The organism is Aliiruegeria haliotis, from assembly GCF_003003255.1.
Classification (GTDB): Bacteria; Pseudomonadota; Alphaproteobacteria; order Rhodobacterales; family Rhodobacteraceae; genus Tropicimonas; species Tropicimonas haliotis.
Window position 1 is genome coordinate 115,573 of the sequence record NZ_PVTD01000009.1, and the last position, 25,755, is coordinate 141,327.

28 protein-coding genes are annotated in these 25,755 nt (G+C 63.8%); 27 read left to right on the forward strand and 1 reads right to left on the reverse strand.

What is annotated here, in order from left to right; translation table 11 throughout:
• The first annotated feature begins 48 nt into the window (after positions 1 to 48).
• From CLV78_RS18360 to CLV78_RS24810, 14 genes are all read left to right on the forward strand, one after another.
• The gene (locus CLV78_RS18360; protein WP_146136726.1) at positions 49 to 489 is read left to right on the forward strand and encodes a DUF3592 domain-containing protein; all 441 of its coding nucleotides are present in this window, start codon (positions 49 to 51) and stop codon (positions 487 to 489) included.
• Positions 486 to 1,526, forward strand: a complete 1,041-nt coding sequence (locus CLV78_RS18365; protein ID WP_106206876.1) for an alcohol dehydrogenase catalytic domain-containing protein — start codon at positions 486 to 488, stop codon at positions 1,524 to 1,526. The genes CLV78_RS18360 and CLV78_RS18365 overlap by 4 nt, the downstream gene beginning before the upstream one ends.
• A gap of 11 nt (positions 1,527 to 1,537) precedes the next feature.
• Positions 1,538 to 2,206, forward strand: a complete 669-nt coding sequence (gene purQ, locus CLV78_RS18370; protein WP_106206756.1) for a phosphoribosylformylglycinamidine synthase subunit PurQ — start codon at positions 1,538 to 1,540, stop codon at positions 2,204 to 2,206.
• Between the two features lie 616 nt (positions 2,207 to 2,822).
• Positions 2,823 to 3,188: an NADH-quinone oxidoreductase subunit A gene (locus CLV78_RS18375; protein WP_106206758.1), complete on the forward strand. Its 366-nt coding sequence runs from the start codon at positions 2,823 to 2,825 to the stop codon at positions 3,186 to 3,188.
• The gene (locus tag CLV78_RS18380) at positions 3,188 to 3,712 is read left to right on the forward strand and encodes a NuoB/complex I 20 kDa subunit family protein (RefSeq protein WP_106206878.1); all 525 of its coding nucleotides are present in this window, start codon (positions 3,188 to 3,190) and stop codon (positions 3,710 to 3,712) included. Before CLV78_RS18375 ends, CLV78_RS18380 begins: the two co-directional genes overlap by 1 nt.
• Positions 3,713 to 3,745: 33 nt before the next feature.
• The gene (locus CLV78_RS18385; RefSeq protein ID WP_106206760.1) at positions 3,746 to 4,366 is read left to right on the forward strand and encodes an NADH-quinone oxidoreductase subunit C; all 621 of its coding nucleotides are present in this window, start codon (positions 3,746 to 3,748) and stop codon (positions 4,364 to 4,366) included.
• Positions 4,363 to 5,310: a sulfotransferase gene (locus CLV78_RS18390; protein WP_106206762.1), complete on the forward strand. Its 948-nt coding sequence runs from the start codon at positions 4,363 to 4,365 to the stop codon at positions 5,308 to 5,310. Before CLV78_RS18385 ends, CLV78_RS18390 begins: the two co-directional genes overlap by 4 nt.
• 107 nt (positions 5,311 to 5,417) lie before the next feature.
• Positions 5,418 to 6,638, forward strand: coding sequence for an NADH-quinone oxidoreductase subunit D (locus tag CLV78_RS18395; RefSeq protein ID WP_106206764.1), 1,221 nt, complete (start codon positions 5,418 to 5,420; stop codon positions 6,636 to 6,638).
• 12 nt (positions 6,639 to 6,650) lie between these two features.
• A complete protein-coding gene (locus CLV78_RS18400; RefSeq protein ID WP_106206766.1) occupies positions 6,651 to 7,214 on the forward strand; it encodes a hypothetical protein in 564 nt (187 codons plus the stop codon).
• Positions 7,214 to 8,341, forward strand: coding sequence for an NADH-quinone oxidoreductase subunit E (locus tag CLV78_RS18405; protein WP_106206768.1), 1,128 nt, complete (start codon positions 7,214 to 7,216; stop codon positions 8,339 to 8,341). Before CLV78_RS18400 ends, CLV78_RS18405 begins: the two co-directional genes overlap by 1 nt.
• Positions 8,342 to 8,355: 14 nt before the next feature.
• Entirely contained in the window at positions 8,356 to 8,583 is a 228-nt protein-coding gene (locus CLV78_RS18410; RefSeq protein WP_106206770.1) for a DUF5337 domain-containing protein, read from the forward strand.
• Between the two features lie 19 nt (positions 8,584 to 8,602).
• Positions 8,603 to 9,883 carry an NADH-quinone oxidoreductase subunit NuoF gene (gene nuoF, locus CLV78_RS18415; RefSeq protein WP_106206772.1) on the forward strand — a complete coding sequence of 427 codons (1,281 nt, stop codon included), beginning with the start codon at positions 8,603 to 8,605 and terminating at the stop codon, positions 9,881 to 9,883.
• A gap of 178 nt (positions 9,884 to 10,061) precedes the next feature.
• The gene (locus tag CLV78_RS18420) at positions 10,062 to 10,505 is read left to right on the forward strand and encodes a DUF5333 family protein (RefSeq protein WP_106206774.1); all 444 of its coding nucleotides are present in this window, start codon (positions 10,062 to 10,064) and stop codon (positions 10,503 to 10,505) included.
• 176 nt (positions 10,506 to 10,681) lie between these two features.
• Positions 10,682 to 10,807, forward strand: coding sequence for a hypothetical protein (locus CLV78_RS24810; RefSeq protein WP_281261155.1), 126 nt, complete (start codon positions 10,682 to 10,684; stop codon positions 10,805 to 10,807).
• 140 nt (positions 10,808 to 10,947) lie between these two features.
• On the opposite strand, the gene CLV78_RS18425 is transcribed toward CLV78_RS24810, so the two are convergent.
• A complete protein-coding gene (locus CLV78_RS18425) occupies positions 10,948 to 11,187 on the reverse strand; it encodes a hypothetical protein (RefSeq protein WP_106206776.1) in 240 nt (79 codons plus the stop codon).
• 456 nt (positions 11,188 to 11,643) lie between these two features.
• Between CLV78_RS18425 and nuoG the strand changes: the two genes are divergently transcribed.
• From nuoG to CLV78_RS18490, 13 genes are all read left to right on the forward strand, one after another.
• Positions 11,644 to 13,665 (forward strand): NADH-quinone oxidoreductase subunit NuoG, encoded by a 2,022-nt coding sequence (gene nuoG, locus CLV78_RS18430; RefSeq protein ID WP_106206778.1) that lies wholly within the window; start codon positions 11,644 to 11,646, stop codon positions 13,663 to 13,665.
• Positions 13,666 to 13,670: 5 nt separating this feature from the next.
• Positions 13,671 to 14,075, forward strand: coding sequence for a hypothetical protein (locus CLV78_RS18435; RefSeq protein ID WP_170111675.1), 405 nt, complete (start codon positions 13,671 to 13,673; stop codon positions 14,073 to 14,075).
• Positions 14,076 to 14,090: 15 nt separating this feature from the next.
• A complete protein-coding gene (gene nuoH, locus CLV78_RS18440) occupies positions 14,091 to 15,128 on the forward strand; it encodes an NADH-quinone oxidoreductase subunit NuoH (protein ID WP_106206780.1) in 1,038 nt (345 codons plus the stop codon).
• A 1-nt stretch (position 15,129) separates the two neighbouring features.
• A complete protein-coding gene (gene nuoI, locus CLV78_RS18445) occupies positions 15,130 to 15,624 on the forward strand; it encodes an NADH-quinone oxidoreductase subunit NuoI (protein ID WP_106206782.1) in 495 nt (164 codons plus the stop codon).
• Entirely contained in the window at positions 15,621 to 16,022 is a 402-nt protein-coding gene (locus CLV78_RS18450) for a carboxymuconolactone decarboxylase family protein (protein ID WP_106206784.1), read from the forward strand. Before nuoI ends, CLV78_RS18450 begins: the two co-directional genes overlap by 4 nt.
• Positions 16,023 to 16,026: 4 nt before the next feature.
• The gene (locus tag CLV78_RS18455; protein WP_106206785.1) at positions 16,027 to 16,644 is read left to right on the forward strand and encodes an NADH-quinone oxidoreductase subunit J; all 618 of its coding nucleotides are present in this window, start codon (positions 16,027 to 16,029) and stop codon (positions 16,642 to 16,644) included.
• Between the two features lie 107 nt (positions 16,645 to 16,751).
• Positions 16,752 to 17,057 carry an NADH-quinone oxidoreductase subunit NuoK gene (gene nuoK, locus CLV78_RS18460; RefSeq protein WP_106206787.1) on the forward strand — a complete coding sequence of 102 codons (306 nt, stop codon included), beginning with the start codon at positions 16,752 to 16,754 and terminating at the stop codon, positions 17,055 to 17,057.
• Between the two features lie 6 nt (positions 17,058 to 17,063).
• Positions 17,064 to 19,271 (forward strand): NADH-quinone oxidoreductase subunit L, encoded by a 2,208-nt coding sequence (gene nuoL, locus CLV78_RS18465; RefSeq protein ID WP_106206789.1) that lies wholly within the window; start codon positions 17,064 to 17,066, stop codon positions 19,269 to 19,271.
• A 4-nt stretch (positions 19,272 to 19,275) separates the two neighbouring features.
• Positions 19,276 to 20,826: an NADH-quinone oxidoreductase subunit M gene (locus CLV78_RS18470; protein WP_106206791.1), complete on the forward strand. Its 1,551-nt coding sequence runs from the start codon at positions 19,276 to 19,278 to the stop codon at positions 20,824 to 20,826.
• 3 nt (positions 20,827 to 20,829) lie between these two features.
• Positions 20,830 to 22,272 carry an NADH-quinone oxidoreductase subunit NuoN gene (gene nuoN / locus CLV78_RS18475; protein WP_106206793.1) on the forward strand — a complete coding sequence of 481 codons (1,443 nt, stop codon included), beginning with the start codon at positions 20,830 to 20,832 and terminating at the stop codon, positions 22,270 to 22,272.
• 165 nt (positions 22,273 to 22,437) lie between these two features.
• Positions 22,438 to 23,193: a biotin--[acetyl-CoA-carboxylase] ligase gene (locus CLV78_RS18480; RefSeq protein ID WP_170111676.1), complete on the forward strand. Its 756-nt coding sequence runs from the start codon at positions 22,438 to 22,440 to the stop codon at positions 23,191 to 23,193.
• A 111-nt stretch (positions 23,194 to 23,304) separates the two neighbouring features.
• The gene (locus CLV78_RS18485; protein ID WP_106206797.1) at positions 23,305 to 24,078 is read left to right on the forward strand and encodes a type III pantothenate kinase; all 774 of its coding nucleotides are present in this window, start codon (positions 23,305 to 23,307) and stop codon (positions 24,076 to 24,078) included.
• On the forward strand, positions 24,079 to 25,749 hold the full coding sequence (locus CLV78_RS18490) for a ribonuclease J (protein ID WP_106206799.1): 1,671 nt from the start codon (positions 24,079 to 24,081) through the stop codon (positions 25,747 to 25,749).
• Positions 25,750 to 25,755 lie beyond the last annotated feature (6 nt).

The following is a 25,755-nucleotide window of genomic DNA, read 5'->3' on the forward strand; positions in this document are numbered from 1 at the left end:
GCCTCCCGACCTTTCCTCTGGCGCACCGGGCCCGATGGAAAGCGGGAGGTGTCGTGGCGGCTCCGGGTGCTGGTCTGGGTCCTGCCGGGGCTGCTTGCGGTCGCGGGTCTGCTGATGCTGGCATGGGAAGGCTATCGTCACCTCGCCAGCACACCCACCGAGGGCGAGGTCGTGCGTGTCTATGCCTGGCAGGGTGAGACGGTTTTCGACCGGGGAACAACGAATTACGGGCCGGTCTTCCGGTACATGTGGAGCGATGGCGAGATGACCGAGGCGACAAGCGGCTCCTCCAGCCCGGATTTCGATTTCGAGATCGGCTCCCGGCATGAGATCCGGTATTTCCCCGCGCGCAAGGCCAATGTCGTCCTGCCCGGCGCCCACAACTGGCTGCCCGGCCTCGTTATCCTCGCCCTTGCGGCCGTGACCGCGGTCCCGGCGTTTCTGCTCCACGTGAAGGTCCAGCGTTGGCTGGCGGGCGGCGCCGCGTGAAGGGTGCCGTTCTCAGCGCGTTTCGCGCTCCGCTGGAGATCCGCGACCTGCCGGAACCGGAGGTGCCGGAAGGCGGTGTCGTGCTTGAAGTGCTGGCGTGCGGGATCTGCCGTTCCGACTGGCATGTCTGGTCCGGAGGCGACCCGGTCGATCTGCCCCATGTCCCCGGTCACGAGTATTGCGGCGAGGTGGTCGCGGTTGGCGAAGGCGTCACCCGCTGGGCGCCCGGCGATCGGGTGATCGCGCCCTTCATTCTCGCCTGCGGCACCTGTCCGTCCTGTGCCAGCGGCCGGCAGACGATCTGCCCTGACCAGGCGCTGCCCGGCTTCACCCGCGCCGGCGCCTTTGCCCAACGCATCGCAGTTCCCTTTGCGGACGCCAACCTCGCCGCACTGCCGCCCTGGATGGACCCGGCAATCGCCGCAGCCATGGGCTGCCGGGTCACAACCGCCTGGCACGCGCTGACGGGGCGCGCGGCGCTCGCGCCCGGCGAGTGGCTGGCGATCTTCGGGGGCGGGGGGATCGGTCTCTCCGCGCTCATGCTGGGCAAGGCGCTCGGTGCGAAGGTGGTTGTTGTCGATATCGTGCCGGAGAAGCTGAACTATGCCCTGTCGCTGGGGGCGGAGGCCGTGGCCAACGCCGCTGCCACCGATGCCGCAGCGGCCGTTCGGGATATCACCGGCGGCGGCGCGGACGTGGCTGTCGAGGCGCTCGGAGTCGAGGAGACGACCGTAAGCGCCTTGAAGTCGCTCAAGAAACTAGGGCGCATGGTGCAGGTCGGAATGCCTGCGGGCGACCATGTGACCATGCCGATCCCCATGGATGCCGTTTATGCCGGGCAGCTTGCCCTTTTCGGGACCCGGGGCATGCCCTCGTGGCGCTACCCGAGCCTTCTGAACCTGATCGAGGCGCGTGGGTTGGACCTCTCGCCACTCGTCTCTCGCCGCGTCCGGCTTTCGGACGCGTCTACCGAACTCGCCGCCTTCGACGGACCCGCCGCGCCCGGCGTCGCCGTCATTACCGACCTATCGTCCTGAGGAGCCCGAAAATGCGCGCTGCCGTCGTCACCTTCCCCGGATCCAACTGCGACCGCGATCTGGCTGTCGCCTTCGAAGCCGCCGGTTTCGACGTCCACCGTGTCTGGCACAAGGATACCGCCTTGCCCGACAACCTCGATGTCATCGGCTTGCCGGGCGGCTTTTCCTTCGGTGACTACCTCCGTTGCGGGGCGATTGCCGCCAACGCGCCAATCTGCCGGGAGGTGAAGGCCTTTGCCGAGCGGGGCGGACATGTTCTCGGCATCTGTAACGGTTTCCAGGTTCTGCTGGAGACGGGGCTGCTGCCGGGCGCCCTGATGCGCAATGGCTCGCTGCATTTTGTCTGCAAACCGGTTGGTTTGCGGGTGGAGAGCGCGGCGTCGCCTTACACGGCGCCCTACGGCAAGGGGGCGGAGATCACGATCCCTGTCGCCCATCACGACGGGAACTTCCAGGCCGATGCCGACACATTGTCGATGCTCGATGCGGAGGGGCGCATCGCCTTCCGCTACGCCGAGAACCCGAATGGCTCTGCCGGGGATATCGCCGGCATCCTGTCCGAAAACCACCGTGTGCTGGGCATGATGCCCCACCCCGAACGCGCGATCGATGAAATGCATGGCGGCACCGATGGTGCGGCACTCTTTGCCGGTCTGGCGGAGGCGCTGGTCTCCGCCTGAACTGCCTTGGTGCCGACCGGAGGGTTGTGTGCGTGATGCAACCACGCCCGGCGCGGCCTCTACGCAGCATGCGTGCGGCCATTTCGCAGGGTCCTATGCCGTTTCTGCCGAAGCGTGCGATTCGCTGGAAGTTGGTGCGGTGTATGGCCAATGGCAAATGCGGCGTTGTCAGCGTGATGCCTCGCGTGGCTTTCATCTGTGTCCAGTGCCACCGAAAGGTCTTCGAAGGCGAAGGGCGACAGCAACCCGGCTGGAGGTTGTGTATCGGGCGATAGCCGCGCCCGAACGTGCCACCCGAACCGGGCAGGGCTGTCGCCGCGCCGGTTTCGCGGCGGTCTCCCTGCGGGGTGCTGCCCTGCAATGGGCGCGAGGGGCATCCCCGGAGACAGGGTCGATCTGGCGCGTGGCCGGCCATGAATTGACCGCGAGGCTTTGCCCCCGGACGATGTGGGGCCATCATGTCGCATCCGACGCCACACGCCTTGGGCTAGGTTGTTTGGAAACATATCGACCGGGGGCGCGACACGGCGCCGGTTGACCCCATCCGAGCCCGCGCGTAAACCGCGAACTAGCCCGAGACCACCCGGCGCCCGGCCGGGAAGACAAGGAGCCAAACGTGGAAGACCTCCTCAGAGAATACCTCCCCATTCTCATATTCCTGGCCATTGCCATCGTGTTCGGCCTGATCTTCGTGATCGCCGCCTGGCTGGTTGCTCCGTCGGACCCCGATCCGGAGAAACTCTCCGCTTATGAATGCGGCTTCAACGCATTCGATGACGCGCGGATGAAGTTCGACATCCGGTTCTACCTGGTCTCGATCCTGTTCATCATCTTCGACCTGGAAATCGCCTTCCTCTTCCCATGGGCGGTTGTCTTCGGCGAGATGTCCATGGCCGCATTCTGGTCGATGATGGCCTTCCTGGCCGTTCTGACCGTGGGCTTTGCCTACGAATGGAAGAAGGGAGCACTCGAATGGGAGTGATGACCGGTCCCAATACCGCTGCCGCCGACAAGGAAGCCACCGTCGCCCAGATGAACAAGGATCTGAGCGACAAGGGATTCCTCGTCACCTCGACCGCCGATATCATCAACTGGGGCCGTACCGGTTCGCTGCACTGGATGACATTCGGGCTGGCATGCTGCGCCATCGAGATGATTCACGTTTCCATGCCGCGATACGACCTGGAGCGTTTCGGGACGGCACCGCGCGCCTCTCCGCGCCAGTCGGACCTGATGATCGTCGCGGGCACGCTGACCAACAAGATGGCCCCGGCACTGCGCAAGGTCTACGACCAGATGCCGGAGCCGCGTTGGGTGATCTCCATGGGGTCCTGTGCCAATGGCGGCGGCTATTACCACTACAGCTATTCCGTGGTGCGTGGCGTGGACCGGATCGTTCCCGTGGACGTCTATATCCCGGGCTGCCCGCCGACCGCCGAGGCGCTGCTCTACGGCACGCTGCAGCTGCAACGCAAGATCCGCCGCCTGGGTACGATCACCCGCTGAGCCCCCGGGCGCAACTTCGAGGACGACGCCGACATGAGTGAAGCACTTCAGCTACTTGGTGAACATATCGCGGCCCGCCGGCCCGATTGCGTGGTCGGCTGGACGATCGAACTCGGTCAGCTGACGATCGAGGCCACCCCGGCCACCATCGTCGGCTTCATCGAATTCCTGAAGGCGGATCCGAGCTGCGACTTCAAACAGCTTATCGATATCACAGCCGTGGATCATCCGGAGCGGGATCGCCGTTTCGACGTGGTCTACCATTTCCTGTCGATGCACCAGAACCAGCGAGTCCGGGTCAAGACAGCGTTGCGCGAGGATGAGAGTATCGGCTCCATCACCGGGCTGTTTCCCAATGCGAACTGGTACGAGCGCGAAGTCTTCGACATGTTTGGCGTGCTGTTCTCCGGACATCCCGACCTGCGCCGCATCCTGACCGACTACGGCTTTCGCGGTCACCCGCTCCGCAAGGATTTCCCGACCACCGGCTATGTGGAACTGCGCTACGACGACTTGCAGAAGCGCGTGGTATACGAACCGGTGAAGCTTGTCCTCGACTACCGGCAGTTCGACTTCATGAGCCCGTGGGAGGGTGCGGAGTACATCCTTCCCGGCGACGAGAAGGCCGAGGACGGCGCCGGGGTTGCCAAATGAACAGGCCGGCTCTCGATTATGATGAGCTGTTCAAGCGTTTTCTCGACGACGGCGCGGTGCTGCCTGAAGGCAAGGAGGTTATCTTTTGTCTCGGCACGCAGAAGGCGGGCACAAGCTGGCTGTGGCACTATCTGAAGGACCACTGGGCCTGCCATGTCTTCTACCAGAAGGAATTGCATTTCTTCGATGCGCTGCACATCAACCGCAATGAGCAGGTTCACCGGATCTCCAACCGTCTCAACCGGGCGGTCGAGAAATTGCGGCAGGCCTCGCCCGAGGAATACAATCAGGCGCTGACCAACGTACGGCGCCTTGGGCATCGGCTCGACATGTACCGGGCCGGGCAGGAAGGTCGTGCGGCCTATCTCGCCAACATGATGGTTGGCTCCGGCAAGGCAAGGTACCTGTGCGACCTGACCCCCGGCTACCAATTGCTGAGCGAGGACGGGCTGCGCGACATGGCCTCCGTCGGGCGTTCGCCGCGGTTCCTCTTCATCATGCGCGACCCGGTGGCACGGTTGTGGAGCCAGGTCCGGATGAACGCTTCCGATGCGGGTGCCGAAGGCGCGGCGATGGCGCAGCGGAGCCAGGACGTGATCCGGCGGCTGCTAAAGGAGGGCGGTCCGGAGCTGAAACGGGCCGATTATCGTGGCGCGTTGGAACGGATGGACAACGTTCTTCCGGCCGATCGCACGCTGGTCCTGTTCTACGAGGACCTTTTTCAGCAGGAGACGGCGGATCGGCTTTGTGGCTTCCTTGGGATCAAGAGCCGCCCAGTGGACACCCGGGTGTTCTACGAAGGGTCCAAGGCCAATTTGCCGGAAGACCTCCGGTTGGCCTGCCGGGAGATGCTGAAGGATCAATATGACTACGTGCTGGACCGGTTTGGCGAGCGCGTGCCCGCGAAGTGGAGGGCCGGTGCCCCGGCCGCCGTGACGGGGTGACGGTGATGGACGCGGCGACGGACGCCGGATAACAGGGATATCTCGTTCGGGGGACGCCAGGTGACCGGAGGTCCGGTCCAGCCCCCCAGAGACGGACGGAGAGTGAGATGGACGGAAACAAGTTCGGCGACGCCCAGACCGGCGAGCAGAAGATCCGCAACTTCAACATCAACTTCGGGCCCCAGCACCCGGCCGCGCACGGCGTGCTGCGGATGGTTCTGGAGCTTGACGGGGAGATCGTTGAGCGGGCCGACCCGCACATCGGTCTGTTGCACCGTGGCACCGAGAAGCTGATGGAGAGCCGGACATACCTCCAGAACGCGCCCTATCTCGACCGCCTCGACTATTCCTCGCCGATGAACCAGGAGCATTCCTATTGCCTGGCGATCGAGAAGATGACCGGCGTCGAGGCCCCGCGCCGGGCGCAGCTGATCCGCGTGCTGATGGCGGAGCTGTCGCGCATCGGCAACCACACCATGAATGTCACCACGCAGGCGATGGACGTTGGGGCCCTGACCCCGCCGCTCTGGGGGTTCGAGCCCGGCCGCGAGGAGCTGTTCGTGTTCTTCGAGCGGGCTTCGGGCGCCCGGATGCACTGCAACTATTTCCGTCCGGGTGGCGTGCACCAGGACCTGACACCGAAGCTGATCGACGATATCGAGGCGTGGTGCGAACGGTTTCCAAAGGTGCTCGACGACCTCGACGGGCTGCTGACGGAGAACCGGATCTTCAAGCAGCGCAATGTCGACATTGCGGTGGTGACGGAGCAGGACGTCTATGACTGGGGCCTGACCGGCCCGATGGCGCGCTCCGCCGGGCTGGCCTGGGACCTGCGCCGCTCGCAACCCTATGACCTTTATGACGAATTCGAATTCCAGGTCCCAGTTGGCAGCAACGGCGACTGCTACGACCGCTATCTCATCCGTATGGAGGAGATGCGCCAGTCCGTGAAGATCGTGCAGCAGGCGATCGCCAAGCTGCGTGCGCCGGAAGGGCAGGGCGATGTCCTCGCCCGGGGCAAGCTTACGCCGCCGAAACGCGCCGAAATGAAAAGCTCCATGGAAGCGCTGATCCACCACTTCAAGCTCTATTCGGAGGGCTTCAAGGTGCCGGCGGGCGAATACTACATGGCAACCGAGGCGCCCAAAGGCGAATTCGGGGTCTACATCGTCGCCGATGGCACCAACAAGCCGTGGCGCGTGAAGCTGCGGGCCCCGGGTTTCACCCATCTTTCGGCCACCGATCACATCGGTCGCGGTCACCAGCTTGCCGACATGGCCGCCCTGATCGGCACGCTGGATATCGTGTTTGGCGAGGTGGACCGGTAGGATCATGCCAGCATGTTCGGGCAAGTCGGCAACTGGAGAACGTGGTGCGCATCGGCGACCTTCTGGATCGCCGTTTCGACCGTTGCCGCGGCGATCTTCGTCGCGATCCAGGCCTGGTATGCCCGGGCGCAGGTCGTGGCCGAATCCTCGTCGCGGGTGCTCGAACAACGGCTGGACATCTGCTTCGACACCGTGGATGCCGCGGGTCAGCTCGATGCAGAGTTGCGGCAGCTTGCCCGTGAGGGCATGCATGCGGACACCTGGCCGCCCCGGGTCATGGCCGGCAGTTCGGAGGAGCTCATCCGCTTCCAGACCCGCGTGCCCCCGCTCCTGTCAGAGTTGGAGAACGGGCTCATGAAGGCCGAGATCCTGGGAACGCTGGACACCCACCGGGCCTATCTGGAGCAGCAGATCTCCGGCCTGGGCGAACAGCTCCTGTCATTGAACCCGAGGCTTGCCGATGCGGCCGAGCCCCATCCGGAGGTGGAGCGCGTCTTCACCTCGCTGAGTGAATTCATCGGCGCGCAGTACCTCGTTCACGAGGGCTGCCGCACCGTCGCGCAAAGGACAATCTGATGCTCCGCCGTCTTCACCCCGATCAACCAGACAGCTTCGCCTTTACCGCCGACAACATGGCTTGGGCCGAGGCGCAGATCACCAAGTATCCGGAGGGCCGGCAGGCCAGTGCCGTGATCCCGCTGCTGTGGCGTGCGCAGGAACAAGAGGGCTGGCTGTCCCGCCCGGCGATCGAATATGTCGCCGACATGCTCGGAATGGCCCATATCCGGGCACTGGAAGTCGCGACCTTCTATTTCATGTTCCAGCTTCAGCCCGTGGGCTCGGTCGCGCATGTTCAGATTTGCGGCACGACGTCCTGCATGATCTGTGGGGCCGAAGCGCTGATCGAGGTCTGCAAGGACAAGATCGCCGCGAAACCGCATGCGCTGTCCGCCGATGGCAAGTTCAGTTGGGAAGAGGTCGAGTGCCTCGGTGCCTGTACCAATGCGCCCATGATCCAGATCGGCAAGGACTTCTACGAGGACCTGACGCCGGAGACGCTCAGCGCCATCCTCGACGACCTCGCGGCTGGCAAGGTCCCGACGCCCGGGCCGCAGAACGGCCGCATCGGCGCGGAGCCTCTCGGCGGACCGAAGGTTCTGGTCGAGGGCAGCGATACTTCGGCGCAGAATGCCTCGGTGGCACTGGCGACCTCCATCGGCGATACGATCAAGCGGATCGACGGGACCGAGGTTCCGCTGCTGAAGCCCTGGGGCGATCAGGGCGGCCGCGCGGTGGAAGCGCGTTCGGAACCGGCGCCGGAGCCACGTCCGGCGGCGGATGTCCCGGTTAACGACACCGGCGTCACCAAACAGCAAGCACCAGCCAGGAGTGCCGCAAAGCCCGAGCCGAAGCCGGCCAAGCCGGAGACGGAGGCGACGGAGACGGACGAAACAGGTACCCGCCCGGCGCGGCTCGACGACCCGCGCGACGGACAGCCCGACGATCTGAAGAAGATCAAGGGGATCGGGCCGAAACTTGAGGAAGTCTGCCACTCCCTCGGCTTCTACCACTTCGACCAGATCGCCAACTGGACCGAAGAGGAAATCGCCTGGGTCGACACCCATCTTGAAGGCTTCAAGGGGCGGGTGACCCGCGATGACTGGGTTGGCCAGGCCAAGGCGCTGGTCGAGGCTGGGACGTGACGGAGACAGCGGCAGTGAATGGTCCAAGCGATCAGGACAGGGCATTCGCCCGGCAAGGACGTATCGTGGCGCTCGTAATCGCTGCGGGAGGTCTGCTGGCGATCTTTGCCCCGTCGCTGATTGCCGTGACGGGATTGCCGCAACGCTACGAAATGTTGTTCTATTTTGCCGCCCTGGGCGCCTTCGCATGGGCTCTGGTCGTGGCTGTCGGAATGTGGCGCAACCGCCCGTCCGGCAAATAGGGATGTGAGAGGAAAGACGATGCTGCAGGACCAGGACAGGATCTTCACCAACATCTACGGGCTCAAGGACCGGTCGCTGGCCGGTGCGAAGTCGCGCGGATGCTGGGATGGCACCGCCGACATCATCAAGAAGGGCCGCGACTGGATCGTGGAGGAAATGAAGGCCTCGGGCCTGCGCGGGCGCGGTGGTGCCGGCTTCCCGACCGGGTTGAAGTGGTCCTTCATGCCCAAGGAAAGCGACGGGCGCCCGGCCTATCTGGTGGTCAACGCCGACGAATCCGAGCCCGGCACCTGCAAGGACCGCGAGATCCTGCGCCATGACCCGCACACGCTGATCGAAGGGTGCCTCATCGCGTCTTTCGCGATGAATGCCAACGTCTGCTATATCTATATCCGCGGCGAGTTCATTCGCGAACGCGAAGCGCTTCAGGCCGCCATCGACGAATGCTACGACGCTGGCCTTCTGGGCAAGAACGCTGCCGGTTCCGGTTGGGATTTCGACCTGTACCTGCATCACGGCGCCGGGGCCTATATCTGCGGCGAGGAAACCGCGCTGCTGGAAAGCCTCGAAGGCAAGAAGGGCATGCCGCGCATGAAACCGCCGTTCCCGGCGGGGGCGGGTCTCTACGGATGCCCGACAACGGTGAACAACGTCGAGTCCATTGCCGTCGTGCCGACGATCCTGCGCCGCGGCGGAAGCTGGTTCGCGGGCTTCGGGCGGCCGAACAATACCGGCACCAAGCTCTTTGCCATCTCCGGCCACGTCAACACGCCTTGCGTCGTCGAGGAAGCGATGTCGATCCCCTTCGAGGAACTGATCGAGAAGCATTGCGGCGGCATCCGGGGCGGCTGGGACAACCTGAAGGCGGTGATTCCGGGTGGTTCCTCGGTGCCGTTGCTTCCCGGCGATGTCGCGCGCGAGGCGATCATGGATTTTGACTGGCTGCGCGAGCAGCGGTCCGGCCTTGGCACCGCGGCGGTAATCGTGATGGACCAGTCGACCGACATCGTGAAGGCCATCTGGCGGCTGTCGAAATTCTACAAGCACGAAAGCTGCGGTCAGTGTACGCCCTGCCGGGAAGGCACCGGCTGGATGATGCGGGTCATGGACCGGCTGGTGAGGGGCGAGGCAGAGATCGAGGAGATCGACATGCTGCTCGACGTCAGCAAGCAGGTTGAGGGGCACACGATCTGTGCGCTCGGCGACGCCGCGGCCTGGCCGATCCAGGGCCTGATCCGTCACTTCCGCGACGAGATCGAGTACAGGATCAAGAACAAGCCGGGCATCGCCGCCGAATAGGGGCGCGGCCTTTGGCACCCGCCGAGGGTCAGTGCGCCGGATCGGGCCGGACGGTTAACGCTGTGGGCCCAACTCGGAGACAGCCGGATAGTGATGTGGCCCGCCGGCACACCCGGTGCGACACCAGCGTGATGTCGAGGGGCACCCGGCAAAGAGGGCAGGCGAGGGGAGAGCCACAATGAACACGAGTGTTGCGACGAGCTTGGCGCTTGTCGTCGCGGCGGGCACCGCGAGTGCGCAGGACAAGCAACCTGCGCCGGGCTATTTCATCGACACGATTGTTGCGACGACCACCGCGCAGAATATTGCGCTGGCCTGCCCAACCCTCAGCTTCGAGCTGCTGCGGGCGTCCCGTGTGTCGGGCAAGGTGCTGGAGCAGCTGGCAAAGGATGGCTTCGATGAAGCCAACCTCGAAGCCACGATGGAAGATCCAGCGGAGCGGATCCGCGCAGCCCAGACGGCCTTCCTTGACAAGCATGACCTTCCGAAACAGGGTGCGGAATTCGAAGCTGTTTGCGCGGCCGGCCTTGCGGAGATCGCGGAAGGCACCGAAATCGGGCTCTACCTGCTGGAGATCACGGGGGATGGTGCGATTGACCCGACCGCCGAAAAGACCGAGTAGCGGAGGCGTCAAACTCGTGTGAGCACGCGGAAATCCGCTGCGCTGCTATTGCGGTGATGGCAAAATCCTGCTGTTTCGCCGAGGTGTCGCCGTGGTGCCGTTGATTGGTCCCCTGCAAGTCCCCACCTTACCTGAACCGGTCGTTCAAAGGCTGGGGCAAAAAAAGGATACGGGGCATGTTTCGGATACTGACGATTGCTTTCGCCACGATGGCCGTGTTTGCGATGTTGTCGACCGCCAGTCAGACACTCGCCAAGAACTCGCCGTTGAAGAAGAGCGTTGAGAGCAGCGCCACCCTCTGAAAACGGGAGCAGGGCCTCGCCCCGGATGCCGCGCGCGCATACCGGAAGCGGTGGATCATTGCGCGGTCTCTCCGCAAAAGAAAAAAGCGCCCGATCCGTCGTGGTTCGGGCGCTTCGGCTTGCCGGGAGGATCAGTGCCGCTAGCGCTTGCAGATTCTCTCGTACTGGTCCTTGGTCCTGCGGTTGGCGTTCCCGGAGCTCAGATCCGGATCGTGCCGCCAGCTCGTGATCTTCGCGGCGTCATTGTTGGTCAGTTTGGCGACGCATGAATCCGGATATCCGGCCCGTGCCATATCCTTCCGCGCGCTATCCACGATATTTGACGCTTCGACGGTCGCAGCCATCGATACAAGTGTCAGTGACAATACGATCAGTCGCATGGGTCCATCCATCTTAGCCGGGTCCGCAGACAGTATATCACAGGTCGCCGAAGCCGGTGGTTTCCATTTCTACACTTCGACTTAGGCCTTCCTGCCGGGGGATCAAGCCTCGTCGGCGCATCCGTCTGTCGTCCCCGGATGTGTCGATGGATCTTCGCTCTCGCCCGGCCAACCCGCGCTGGTGATTGCCGGGCCAAAGTCGCGGCTCACGCCGGCATCACATTCCGGTGCGGCTGGGTCGCCACCGGAGGGGAACGCCTGCCCCGGGAACCTTCTCCGCGCCCCTGAATACCCCGCTTCATTCCTGTCCAGACATTTTTTTGACTGCGGCCTCGTCGCAGATTGGACTTCCGAAAAGAACTCGCTAGACAGTGACCCTAGACAGGATCCCGGAGAGCGCTCTCCCTCCGGTGGCCTTGAGGGGCGTGATCCCGAAAGAGGAGCTGGAGGCAGCGCATGAGTGACCTACGCACCATCATCATCGACGGACAGGAGGTCGAGTGCGACCCCGCGATGACCCTGATCCAGGCATGTGAAGTTGCCGGGATCGAGGTTCCGCGTTTCTGCTATCACGAGCGGCTGTCGATTGCCGGGAACTGCCGTATGTGCCTGGTGGAAGTTGTGGGCGGTCCGCCCAAGCCCGCCGCATCCTGCGCGATGCAGGTGAAAGACCTTCGCCCGGGGCGCAACGGCGAAGCGCCGGAGGTCAAGACCAACTCGCCGATGGTCAAGAAGGCCCGCGAGGGGGTGATGGAGTTCCTGCTCATCAACCACCCGCTCGACTGCCCGATCTGCGACCAGGGCGGGGAATGCGACCTGCAGGATCAGGCGATGGCCTACGGGGTGGATTTCTCCCGGTTCCGCGAGCCCAAGCGCGCCACCGAGGATCTCGATCTCGGGCCGCTGGTCGAGACCCACATGACCCGTTGCATCTCCTGTACCCGCTGCGTGCGGTTTACCACCGAGGTTGCCGGGATTGCCCAGATGGGTCAGACGGGGCGCGGCGAGGATGCAGAGATCACCTCCTACCTCAACCAGACGCTGGATTCGAACCTGCAAGGCAATATCATCGACCTCTGCCCGGTCGGGGCGCTGGTCTCCAAACCCTACAGTTTCACCGCCCGTCCGTGGGAGCTGACGAAGACCGAGACCATCGACGTGATGGATGCCATGTGCTCCAACACCCGCGTCGATACCAAGGGCCGCGAAGTGATGCGGATCATGCCGCGCAACAATGACGGCGTGAACGAGGAATGGCTCTCCGACAAGTCGCGGTTCGTTTGGGACGGGCTGCGGCGCCAGCGGCTTGACCGGCCCTTCGTTCGGGTCGATGGCAAGCTGAAACCGGCAAGCTGGGACGACGCGCTTGCCGCCGCCGCCGACGCCATGAAAGGCCGGAAGATTGCCGGTCTGGTGGGAGACCTCGTGCCGGTAGAGGCTGCCTTCGCGCTCAAGCAACTGGTCGAAGGGCAGGGGGGCAATGTCGAGTGCCGCACGGACGGCGCCCGCCTTCCGGCTGGAAACCGCGCGGCCTATGTCGGCACCGCCGCGATCGAGGACATCGACACCGCTGAGCGGATCCTGCTGATCGGCACCGATCCCAGGAGCGAGGCGCCCGTCCTCAATGCCCGTATACGCAAGGCTTGGCTGGCGGGCGGCGAGGTGGCTCTGGTCGGGCAGCCTGTTGACCTGACGTACGATTATCACCTTGTCGGAAGCGACCGCGATGCGCTCCAGCGGGTTGTGGACATGGGCGGCTCTGACGAGATTCGCGGCAAGTCCTCCGTCGTTATCGTCGGGCAGGGCGCGATCTCGGAGGCGGATGGCGAGGCGGTTCTGGCCGCCGCGCAGAAGATTTGTGCCGAGACCGACAGCAAGCTCCTGGTGCTGCACACGGCCGCCTCCCGGGTTGGCGCGATGGATGTCGGGGCTGTCACCGAGGGGGGCCGCGATGCTGCCATCGACGGGGCGGAGGTCATCTACAACCTCGGCGCCGACGAGGTCGAGATCGATCCCGGCGCATTCGTCATCTACCAGGGCAGCCACGGGGATCGTGGCGCGCACCGGGCGGACGTCATTCTGCCGGCGGCTGCATGGGTCGAGGAACAGGGCGTTTTCGTGAACACTGAAGGCCGTCCACAATTGGCACTACGGGCCAGTTTCCCGCCGGGTGAGGCAAAGGAGAACTGGGCAATTCTGCGGGCGCTGTCGGCCCGGCTGGATGCCCCGCAGCCCTGGGACACCCTCGTGCAGCTGCGTCAGGAGCTGGTTGCCGAGGTGCCGCATCTGTCACAGCTCGACAACGTTCCGGAAAACACCGGCGAGGCGCTGGAGCCGCGCGAGCTTGGCAAGGCCGAGTTCCGGCTTGCCGTGCGGGATTTCTATCTCACCAACCCGATTGCCCGGGCCTCCGAACTGATGGCGACGCTGTCGGCGCAGGCCAAGGCTCGCGCCGACGCACCGCTGGCGGCGGAGTGACCAGCGTGCGGGTGCGAACCGGGGGGGCGGCCGCGTTGCTGGCCGTGCTGGCGGCCTGCGAGGGTGGCCAGCAGGAGGTGTCGCGTTCCGACGCGCCCTTCGAGCCGGGGTATCGCGGCATAGAGACCCGCCTGCTGGATGATGACCTCGTCGGATTCGTCGTGGAAATGACGGGCGCGCGGGACAATGACGACGTCAGCGACTACGCCCGTTGTGCCGCGGCGCAATACACCCTGATCCGTGGCTACGGTTTCGCGCGACATGTGCGCACAAGAGTCGCTGTAGAGGGTGGCGTTTGGCGCGCGGATGCGGTTTACACGGTGTCGCCAGCGCTCCCTGACGGGCTGATGACGATCGACGCCGCGGCGACGGTCGAGGATTGCAACACCAGGGGCATACCTACGGTCTGAGGAAGATGAGGCACCATGGCTGAATTTCTGCAAACGAATCTCGGGATCGTCGTGCTGGTGACGGCTCAGATCCTGCTGTTCGTGATCATCCTTTTTGTATCGCTCGCCTTCCTGATGTACGCCGACCGCAAGGTGTGGGCGGCTGTCCAGATGCGCAAGGGCCCCAACGTGGTCGGCGCATTCGGTCTGCTGCAATCCTTCGCGGACTTCATCAAGTACATCGGCAAGGAAATCGTGATCCCCTCCGGCGCGGATCGTACAGTCTACCTCCTGGCGCCGATGATCTCTTTCGTGCTGGCCATGATCGCCTGGGTCGTGGTGCCCTTTGGCGACGGCTGGGAGATTGCCAATCTCAACATCGCCATCATGTATGTCTTCGCCATGTCCTCGCTGGAGGTGTACGGCGTGATCATGGGCGGTTGGGCCTCGAACTCGAAATATCCCTTCCTCGGGTCGCTGCGCTCCGCGGCCCAGATGATCTCCTACGAGGTTTCGATCGGCCTCATCATCATCGGCGTGATCATCTCCACCGGGTCGATGAACTTCACCGAAATCGTGCGCGCCCAGGACGGCCATTTCGGCTTCTTCAACTGGTACTGGCTGCCGCACCTGCCGATGGTGTTCCTGTTCTTCATCTCGGCGCTGGCCGAAACCAACCGTCCGCCCTTCGATCTTCCGGAAGCGGAATCGGAACTCGTGGCGGGATATCAGGTGGAGTATTCCTCCACGCCGTTCCTGCTCTACATGATGGGCGAGCTTGTCGCGATCGTGCTGATGTGCGCCCTGGTCACCATCCTGTTCTTCGGCGGCTGGCTGTCGCCGATCCCGGGGCTGCCCGATGGCGTCCTCTGGATGATCGCCAAGATGTGCTTCTTCTTCTTCATCTTCGCGATGGTGAAGGCGATCGTGCCGCGCTACCGCTACGACCAGCTGATGCGGATCGGCTGGAAGGTCTTCCTGCCGCTGTCGCTCGGCTGGGTGGTCGTCGTGGCGTTCCTGGCGAAATTCGAGGTTCTCGGCGGCTTCTGGGCCCGCTGGGCGATTGGAGGCTGACATGACCGCAATCGACTGGAACCGCGCTGTAAAGTACTTCCTGCTGGCCGATATCTTCAAGGGGTTCCAGCTTGGCCTGAAGTACTTCGTGGCGCCAAAGGCCACCGTGAACTACCCGCATGAAAAAGGGGAGATTTCCCCGCGGTTCCGCGGTGAACACGCGCTGCGGCGCTATCCCAATGGCGAGGAGCGCTGCATCGCGTGCAAGCTCTGCGAAGCGATCTGCCCGGCGCAGGCCATCGTGATCGACGCCGAACCCCGGGCCGACGGTTCCCGTCGGACGACCCGCTACGACATCGACATGACCAAGTGCATCTATTGCGGGTTCTGCGAGGAAGCCTGCCCCGTGGACGCGATCGTCGAGGGGCCGAATTTCGAGTTCTCCACCGAAACCCGCGAAGAGCTCTTCTACAACAAGGAAAAGCTGCTGGAGAACGGCGAGCGCTGGGAAGCCGAGATCGCCCGCAACCTCGAACTGGATGCGCCGTACCGATGAACGACTTCGCAAAGATTTTTCAAAACATGATCGAGCAAAGCCAGGAAATGGCGAAGGCGATGAACCCGGCGCTGGAGCAGTTCCAGATGCCGGATTTTGCCACGATGGTGCCGACCATGCCGAAGGAATTCATGGAGATGTCCTTCGGAAAGACGTTCAACCCGGGTGGGCTCGATGCCAAGACACGGCTCTTTGTCACGCTCGGGGCGCTGGTGGCGCAAGGGGCGCAGCTCGACGAGCAGATCAAGGTAACGGTCCGCCATGCGCTCGAAGCGGGCGCCACACCGCAGGAGATCGCCGAAGTGATCGGGCAGATGTCCGTCTTCGGCGGCGTTCCGGCAATGACGAAGGCAATGCAGCTCGCGCAGGGTGTCATTGCCGAGACAGAGGAAGGCTGATCCAGTGAGTGTATTCGACTTCACCTTTTTCCTCTTCGCCATCCCGCTGATCCTTGGCGGGATCGGGACCGTGACGGCCCGGAACCCGGTGCACGCGGTGCTCTGGATGATCCTGTCGTTCCTGTCGGGGGCCGGGCTGATGGTGCTGCTTGGCGCGGAATTCGTCGCCATGCTGCTGATCATCGTCTACGTCGGTGCCGTCATGGTGCTGTTCCTCTTCGTGGTCATGATGCTGGATGTCGATTTCGCGGAGTTGCGCGCCGGCATGGCACAGTTCCTGCCGCTGGCATTGCTGATCGGGCTGGTGCTCCTGATGCAGCTGGCGATGGCGTTCGGCACCTGGGAACTCGGCGGCGGCGTGTCGTTGCTCGATGCGCCGGCGGGAACGCCCGAGGGGGCAGGGGCACACAACACGGCCGCGCTCGGCCTGCTGCTCTATGACAAGTACTTCCTTCTTTTCCAGGTCGCGGGCCTGATCCTGCTGGTCGCCATGATCGGCGCCATCGTGCTGACCATGCGTCACCGAAAGGACATCAAGCGCCAGGATATCCTGAGCCAGATGTACCGCGATCCGGCCAAGGCCGTGGAACTGAAGGACATCAAACCGGGGCAGGGGCTCTGAGCCCTGCCTGACGATCTGGCCCGAGCGGGCCGGACACAAGACCAAGGCGCCTGACAGGGGCGTACCGCATCGCCCGAAGGGGCGCAAAGAGGACTGAGGGACCGCAAATGGTCGAACTGGAACATTTCCTGGGAGTCGCGGCGGCGCTGTTCGTGGTCGGCATCTTCGGCATCTTCCTGAACCGGAAGAATGTCATCATCATCCTGATGTCGATCGAACTGGTTCTGCTGTCGGTCAATATCAACCTCGTGGCCTTCTCGTCCTACCTCGGCGATCTGACGGGCCAGGTCTTCACGCTCTTCGTGATGACCGTCGCCGCTGCGGAAGCCGCCATCGGTCTCGCCATCCTGGTCTGCTTCTTCCGCAACCGTGGCACGATCGCGGTTGAAGACGTCAGCAACATGAAGGGCTAAGAGATCATGGCAACCATCGTCCTCTTCGCCCCGCTCATCGGCGCGATCATCTGTGGCTTCTTCTGGCGGGTCATCGGCGAGCGTGCCGGGCAGATCACCGCAACCGGCCTGCTGTTCCTGGCAATGGTCCTCAGCTGGATCATCTTCTTCACCCACGACGGGGTGACGGAGCAGATCTTCATCATGCGCTGGATCGACAGCGGCACGCTGGTGGCCGACTGGGCGATCCGGCTCGACCGGCTCACGGCCATCATGCTGATCGTTGTGACGACGGTTTCGGCCTTCGTGCACCTTTATAGCTTCGGCTACATGGCGCATGACCATGCCTTCCCGGAGAACGAGCCCTATCGGGCGCGCTTCTTCGCCTACCTGTCCTTCTTCACCTTTACCATGCTGGCGCTGGTGACCTCCGACAACCTGGTGCAGATGTTCTTCGGATGGGAGGGCGTTGGCCTCGCCTCCTACCTGCTCATCGGCTTCTACTACAAGAAAGAGAGCGCTGGCGAGGCCGCGATGAAGGCGTTCATCGTCAACCGGGTTGGTGACTTCGGTTTCGCCCTCGGGATTGCCGGGCTCTTCTTTATGGTCGACTCGGTCGCCTTCAGCGACATCTTCGCCGCCGCGCCGAAGCTGGCCGAAAGCACGGTGAGCTTCCTCTGGACCGACTGGAACGCGGCGAACCTGCTGGCCTTCCTGCTCTTCGTCGGCGCCATGGGCAAATCGGCGCAGTTCCTGCTGCACACCTGGCTTCCCGACGCAATGGAAGGCCCGACGCCTGTTTCCGCGCTGATCCACGCCGCGACCATGGTGACCGCGGGCGTGTTCCTCGTCTGCCGGATGTCGCCGCTGATCGAATACGCACCGGGGGCTGCCAATATCATCGTCTACATCGGCGCCACGACGGCCTTCTTCGCCGCAACCGTGGGCCTCGTGCAGAACGATATCAAGCGCGTGATTGCCTATTCGACCTGTTCGCAGCTCGGCTACATGTTCGTCGCCGCCGGTGTCGGCATGTACTCCGCAGCCATGTTCCACCTGCTGACGCACGCCTTCTTCAAGGCCATGCTCTTCCTCGGCGCAGGGTCCGTCATTCACGGCATGCACCACGAGCAGGACATGCGGAACTACGGCGGCCTCAAGGAGAAATTCCCGGTCACCTTCTGGATCATGATGATCGGCACGCTGGCCATCACCGGTGTCGGCATCCCGCTGACGACGATCGGCTTCGCCGGGTTCCTGTCCAAGGACGCGATCATCGAGAGCGCCTGGGCCGGTGGCACGACCGCCTCCTCCTACGGGTTCTGGATGCTGGTGATCGCCGCGCTGATGACCTCTTTCTACTCGTGGCGCCTGATGTTCATGACGTTCTTCGGAGAAGCGCGGGGCGACAAGCATACGCACGAGCACGCCCACGAAAGCCCGCGGGTGATGCTGATCCCGCTGTATGTTCTGGCGGCCGGGGCGATCTTCTCCGGCATGCTCTGGTACGGCTCCTTCTTCGGCCACACCGATCAGGTGGCGAAGTTCTACGGCATTCCGCTCGCCGGCGAGGAGATCCATGCCGAGGCGTCGATGGATGACCACACGGACGAGACCCACGCCGAGCACATGACGGACGGAACCGCCGAGGAGCATCACGGCGACGATGCCGCCACGGCCGATGCCGATGAGCATGCCACCGAAGCGGCCCATGCGGCGGCCTCCGATGACCATGGTGCTGCGGAAGGGCATAGCGATGAGCATCATGCGGCCTTTGGCGGAAAGCCCGGGGACGGCGCGATCTTCTTCGGCCCGGACAACCACATCCTGGAGGATGCGCATGCCGCACCGAAATGGGTGAAGGTCTCGCCGTTCATCGCAATGCTGCTCGGGCTCGGCCTGGCCTACCAGATGTACATGCGCCGTCCCGACTGGCCGGCGAAGCTCGCCGAGAACCAGTCCCACCTGTACAAGTTCCTGCTGAACAAGTGGTACTTCGACGAGATCTATGACGCCGTCCTCGTCAATCCCGCGCGCGCGCTCGGCCGCTTTCTGTGGAAGAAGGGCGACGGTGCGGTGATCGATGGCGGCATCAACGGGCTGGCCATGGGGATCATCCCCTATTTCACCCGGCTCGCCGGACGGGCGCAGAGCGGATACCTCTTCCACTACGCCCTCGCCATGGTGCTGGGCATCGTGATCCTTGTCTCCTGGATGACGATTGCGGGGAACTGAGAACATGGAAAACCTGATCTCGATCATCATCTTCCTGCCGCTCATCGCGGCACTGATCCTCGCCGTCTTCCTGCGGGGAGAGGACGAGGCGGCGCAGCGCAACGCGAAGTGGCTGGCGCTGATCGCCACCTCCGCGACGCTGTTCATCTCCCTGTTCCTGCTCGCCGGGTTCGACGCCTCCAACACGGAGTTCCAGTTCGTCGAGGACCGTGAGTGGCTGATGGGGCTCAAGTACAAGATGGGCGTGGACGGCATCTCGATCCTCTTCGTGATGCTCACCACCTTCCTGATGCCGATCACCATCGCCGCCTGTTGGGACGTGAAGGTGCGGGTGAAGGAGTACATGATTGCCTTCCTCGTGCTCGAGACGCTGATGCTCGGCGTCTTCACGGCGCTGGACCTCGTGCTCTTCTACCTGTTCTTCGAGGCGGGCCTGATCCCGATGTTCCTGATCATCGGCATCTGGGGCGGCAAGGACCGCATCTACGCGGCCTTCAAGTTCTTCCTCTACACCTTCCTCGGCTCGCTGCTGATGCTGGTGGCGATGATCGCCATGTACGTGGATGCCGGCACCACCGACATTCCGACGCTGATGACCCACAAGTTTGGGACAGAGACCTTCTCGCTGCTCGGCATCCAGATCGTCGGCGGCATGCAGACGCTGCTGTTCCTCGCCTTCTTCGCCTCCTTCGCGGTGAAGATGCCGATGTGGCCAGTCCATACCTGGCTGCCTGACGCTCACGTGCAGGCCCCGACCGCCGGTTCCGTCGTGCTGGCAGCGATCCTGCTGAAGATGGGGGGCTATGGCTTCCTGCGTTTCAGCTTGCCAATGTTCCCGGTGGGCTCCGATGTGATGGCGCCGCTGGTGCTCTGGATGTCGGCGATCGCCATCGTCTATGCCTCGCTGGTCGCCATGGCGCAGGAGGACATGAAGAAGCTCATTGCCTATTCTTCGGTGGCGCACATGGGCTACGTGACCATGGGCATTTTCGCGGCCAACCAGCAGGGGCTGGATGGTGCGATCTTCCAGATGATCAGCCATGGCTTCGTCTCCGGTGCGCTCTTCCTGATCGTTGGCGTGGTCTATGACCGGATGCACACGCGCGACATCGACGCCTATGGCGGGTTGATGGTCCGGATGCCGGTCTACGCCTTGATCTTCATGCTGTTCACGATGGCCAACGTGGGTCTGCCGGGCACCTCCGGCTTCGTCGGCGAGTTCCTGACGCTGATGGCAATCTTCCAGGTCAACACCTGGGTTGCGTTGGTCGCGACGGCGGGCGTGATCTTCTCCGCCTGCTACGGGCTCTGGCTCTATCGCCGGGTGATGCTGGGCCAGCTTATCAAGGAAAGCCTCAAGACCATCACCGACATGACGGGCCGCGAGAAGGCCATTTTCGCGCCGCTCATCTTCATGACGCTGCTGCTGGGTGTCTATCCGTCGCTGGTCACCGATATCATCGGCCCCTCGGTGGAAACGCTGCTCGGCCAATACGAAACCGCGCTGGCCGATTTCGAGCCTGCGACCCAAGTCGCCCAGACGGGAGGGCACTGATCGATGTCCGCTGATCTTGCAATCCTGCTGCCGGAGATATTCCTGGCCGTTTACGCCATGGTCGCACTTCTGGCCGCCGTCTGGACCGGCAAGGATGCGGTCGCACCGCTCCTGAGCTGGGTGACCGCTGCTGTCTTCCTTGCCGTCGCGATCTGGATCGCGCTGGCCGACGGCACAACCCATGTTGCCTTCAATGGCATGTTCGTGGACGACAGTTTCGCCCGCTTCGCGAAGGTGACGATCCTGTTGTCCGGCGCGCTCGTGCTGGTCCTCTCCGAAGGGTTCTTCACACGGCGCAACGCGCTGCACTTCGAATACCCGATCCTGATCTCTCTGGCGGTGGTCGGCATGATGGTCATGGTCTCCGCTGGCGACCTGATCGCGCTGTACATGGGCCTGGAACTGCAGTCCCTGTCGCTCTACGTCGTCGCCGCCATCCGCCGCGACCACGTGAAATCGACCGAGGCGGGCCTGAAGTATTTCACCCTCGGGGCGCTGTCGTCGGGGCTGCTGCTCTATGGAGCATCTCTCACCTACGGCTATGCCGGCTCCACCGAGTTCAAGGCGATCTTCGCCGCCGCCACCGACGGACATGTGGGAATCGGCCTGCTGCTCGGCCTGACCTTCCTGATTGCCGGCCTCGCGTTCAAGGTCTCCGCTGTGCCGTTCCACATGTGGACTCCGGACGTCTACGAAGGCTCGCCTACGCCGGTCACGGCCTTCTTCGCCACTGCGCCCAAGATGGCTGCCATGGCCATGTTCGCGCGCATCATGCACGACGCCTTCGGGGATGCCGTCGCCGATTGGCAGCAGATCGTGGCGTTCCTCGCCGTGCTGTCGATGTACCTCGGGTCGATCGCCGCGATCGGCCAGCGCGACATCAAACGCCTGATGGCCTATTCCTCCATTGCCCACATGGGCTTCGCGCTGGTTGGCCTTGCCGCCGGAACGGAGCAGGGCGTGCAGGCGATGCTGATCTACATGGCCATCTACGTCACCATGAACATCGGCACATTCGCCTTCATTCTGTCGATGGAGCGCAATGGCCAGCACGTGACCCGGATCGACGGGCTGAACATGCTGTCCAGCAAGGAGCCGCTGAAGGCGCTTGCGATGCTTGTGCTACTGTTTTCGCTGGCCGGAGTGCCGCCGCTGGTGGGCTTCTTCGGCAAGTTCGCCGTGCTGACCGCGGCGCTCGATGCGGGACTGGGGTGGCTTGCGGTGGCCGGTGCCGTCGCATCCGTGATCGGTGCCTACTACTACCTGCGGCTGGTTTACTTCATGTACTTCGGCTCGCCGGAGGCCGAGACCGTGGACGGTTCCATGAGCCCCGTGCAATGGACGGTGCTGATGGGCTCCGCCGCTCTCATGGTGCTGGGCGTGATCAACCTGTTCGGCGTGGACGGCATGGCCGCCACGGCCGCGGCCTCGCTCGTTGTCAACTGATCGCAGGCGGCTCGCCCGGACGGGCGCCCGCAACCCGATACTGGCCCGGGGGAGCAACCGCTCGCCCGGGCTTTCTCTTGCGCGCTGCGACCGTCAGCGACCTGTCCGGTCCTTGCGCAGGGCCAAACCCGAACCCGCTCCCGCAACATCCCTCGGAGGCTGAACATGGCCACTGATCCCTGGCCCTCGGGCTACGACCGTGTCGTCCTGGAGAGTGTTGACAGCACCATGGCGGAGGCCGGGCGCCGTGTTCCGGACATCGCTGGCCCGACGTGGATCCTCGCGAAGGAACAGACCGCCGCCCGCGGCCGGCGGGGGCGTGCATGGGTCAACCCTGCCGGGAACCTCGCGGCCACGCTGGTGATGCGCCCGGAACACGGCGCCAAGCTGGCCGCGCTGCGCAGCTTTGTCGCCTCGCTCGCGCTCTTCGACGCCTTCGTCGCGGTTACCGGTCGGGCTGAGAGCTTCTCGCTCAAGTGGCCCAACGACGTGTTGCTGAACGGCGGCAAGGTCGCCGGTATCCTGCTCGAATCGGCCGGGCAGGGGGGCGATGTGAGCTTCCTGTCCATCGGTATTGGAGTGAACCTCGCATCGGCACCGGCACAGGGCGACGTGGAGGCCGGCGCCGTCCGCCCAGTGTCGCTGTTGTCCGAGACAGGCGCCGCCGTGGATCCGGAGAGTTTCCTCGACATTCTCGCCCCCGCCTTTGCCCGGCACGAGGCGCAGTTGACGACCTATGGTTTCGCCCCGGTCCGCGAGGCCTGGCTGGCCCGCGCCGCCCGGCTCGGCGAGGTCGTCACCGCCCGCATGGCCACCGAGGAGGTGCAAGGAACGTTCGAGACCGTGGACGCCACCGGCAATATCGTTCTGCGAACGGCGCGCGGGCAACGCACCATCCCGGCCGCCGATATTTTCTTCTGAGCCGGCACATACCGGCGCCGCCCTTTCCACATTGCCGTTTGGCCAATATCCTCGCCGAGATACCCTGGACCCGGCCTAGCGCGGCCACCGATAAACAGACGAAGGCAGCCCATGCTCCTCTGCATCGATACCGGCAACACCAACACCGTCTTCTCTGTCTGGGATGGCGGAAAGTTCCTGACCACGCTGCGCACCGCGACCGAGCACCAGCGCACCGCGGACCAGTATTTCGTCTGGTTTTCGACCCTCATGGAACACCACGGTCTGGCAGTCGAGATCGACGAGGTGATCATTTCCTCAACCGTGCCCCGCGTGGTCTTCAACCTGCGTGTGCTGGCCGATCGCTATTTCGGCTGCCGTCCGCTGGTGGTGGGCAAGCCTGACTGCCTGTTGCCCCATCCGCCGCGCGTCGACCGGTCGGCGCAGGTCGGGCCGGACCGGCTGGTCAACACCGCCGGTGCCTTTGACCGGCACGGTGGCGACCTCGTGGTCGTGGATTTCGGCACCGCGACGACCTTCGACGTGGTTTCCAACGATGGTGCCTATATCGGTGGCGTGATCGCGCCGGGGGTGAACCTGAGCCTTGAGGCGCTGCACCTTGCCGCCGCCGCGCTGCCCCATGTGGACATCACCAAACCACAGCAGGTTGTGGGCACCAACACGGTGGCTTGCATGCAATCGGGGGTTTTCTGGGGCTATGTCGGTCTGGTGCGCGGGATCTGCGACCGGATTCTCGGCGAAAGAGACCGGCCGATGAAGATAATCGGTACGGGCGGGCTTGCGCCGCTGTTCTCGCAAGGCGATGTACTGTTCGACATCATCGAAGACGATCTGACGATGCACGGCCTGACGGTCATTCATCGCTACAACAAGGAAAACGGGTAAATGAGTGGTGGCGAGCGATTGATCTACCTGCCCCTGGGCGGGGCCGGCGAAGTGGGAATGAACGCTTATGTATACGGCTATGGCAAGCCGGGAAAGGAACGGCTGATCCTTGTCGATCTGGGCGTGACCTTCCCGGACATGGACAGCACGCCGGGCGTCGACCTGATCATGCCCGACATGTCCTGGCTTATCGACCGCGCCGACCAGCTTGAGGCAATCCTGATCACCCACGGGCACGAAGACCATATCGGCGGCCTTGGGCATTTCTGGAACCAGCTCCGGGTGCCGGTCTACTGCCGCAAGTTCACCGGCCACCTTGCACACCGCAAGATGGAGGAGCGCGGTGCCGACCCCGAGCAGATCTGCATTGTCGACGCCTTCCCGGAAACCATCGAGGCGGGCCCTTTCGGGCTCTCCTTCCTGCCGGTCTCGCATTCCATCCCCGAAAGCTCGGCCCTGATCATCGACACGCCGGTGGGTCGGATCGTGCACACGGGTGATTTCAAACTGGATGGCGCCCCCGTCGTCGGCGAAGCCTTCGACCCGGAGCTTTGGCATGACATCGCCGGGGACGGGGTCAAAGTGCTGACCTGCGACAGCACCAACATCGTCGTGCCGCATCCCGGGCGTTCGGAATCGACCCTTGGGCCGAACATCCGCAAGCTGGTGGCCGAGTCGAGCGGCATGGTCGTCGCGACGACCTTCGCGTCCAACGTCGCACGGGTGAAGACGCTGGCCGAGGCGGGCCGCGATGCCGGCCGCTCCGTCTGCCTGATGGGGCGCGCAATGTTGCGGATGGTCTCGGTGGCGGTGGAGACCGGGGTGCTGACCGACTTCCCGCCAGTGATTTCCCACGAGGAGGCCGAGGACATCCCGCGCGAGAACCTGATGCTGATCGTCACCGGCAGCCAGGGTGAGCGCCGCGCCGCGAGTGCGCAACTGTCCCGGGGCAAGTACCTCGGCATGAAGCTGGCCGAGGGCGACACCTTCTTGTTCTCGTCCAAGACGATCCCCGGCAACGAACGGTCGGTGTTGGGCATCGTGAACGCCTATTCGGAAATGGGTGTGAACGTGATCGACGATACGTCCAGCAGCTATCATGTCTCCGGCCATGCCAACCGCCCCGACCTTGAGGCCGTGCACGATTTGATGCGTCCGCAGATGCTGGTGCCGATGCACGGTGAACACCGGATGCTGCGGCGTCATATGGAAGTGGCGGAAGAGAAGGGAATTTCCTCCATCGTGGCGACAAATGGCACGATGCTGGATCTTACCGGCGACACCCCGCGCGTGGCCGAGCATGTGGAGACCGGGCGTGTGTATCTCGATGGGACCCAACTCATCGGTGCGCTCGACGGCGTGGTGCGCGGGCGGATCCGCATGGCGCTCAACGGTCACGTGTTGCTGACGGTGATCCTCGACGAAGAGGACGAACCGCTTGGGGACCCCTGGGCGGAGAGCATGGGCCTTGCGGAGACCGGCCGCTCCAAGGCGTCGCTGGTGGAACTGATCGAATCGGAGGCTGGCCAGTTCATGGCCCGGGCGGATGACAAGGTGCTGCTTGATGACGACAAGCTCGACGCAGGTCTGCGCCGCGTGGCGCGGCAGGTCTGCGTAGAGGAAATCGGCAAGAAGCCGGAAGTGACCGTGGTCATCTCCCGCCTGGCCTGAACCGGG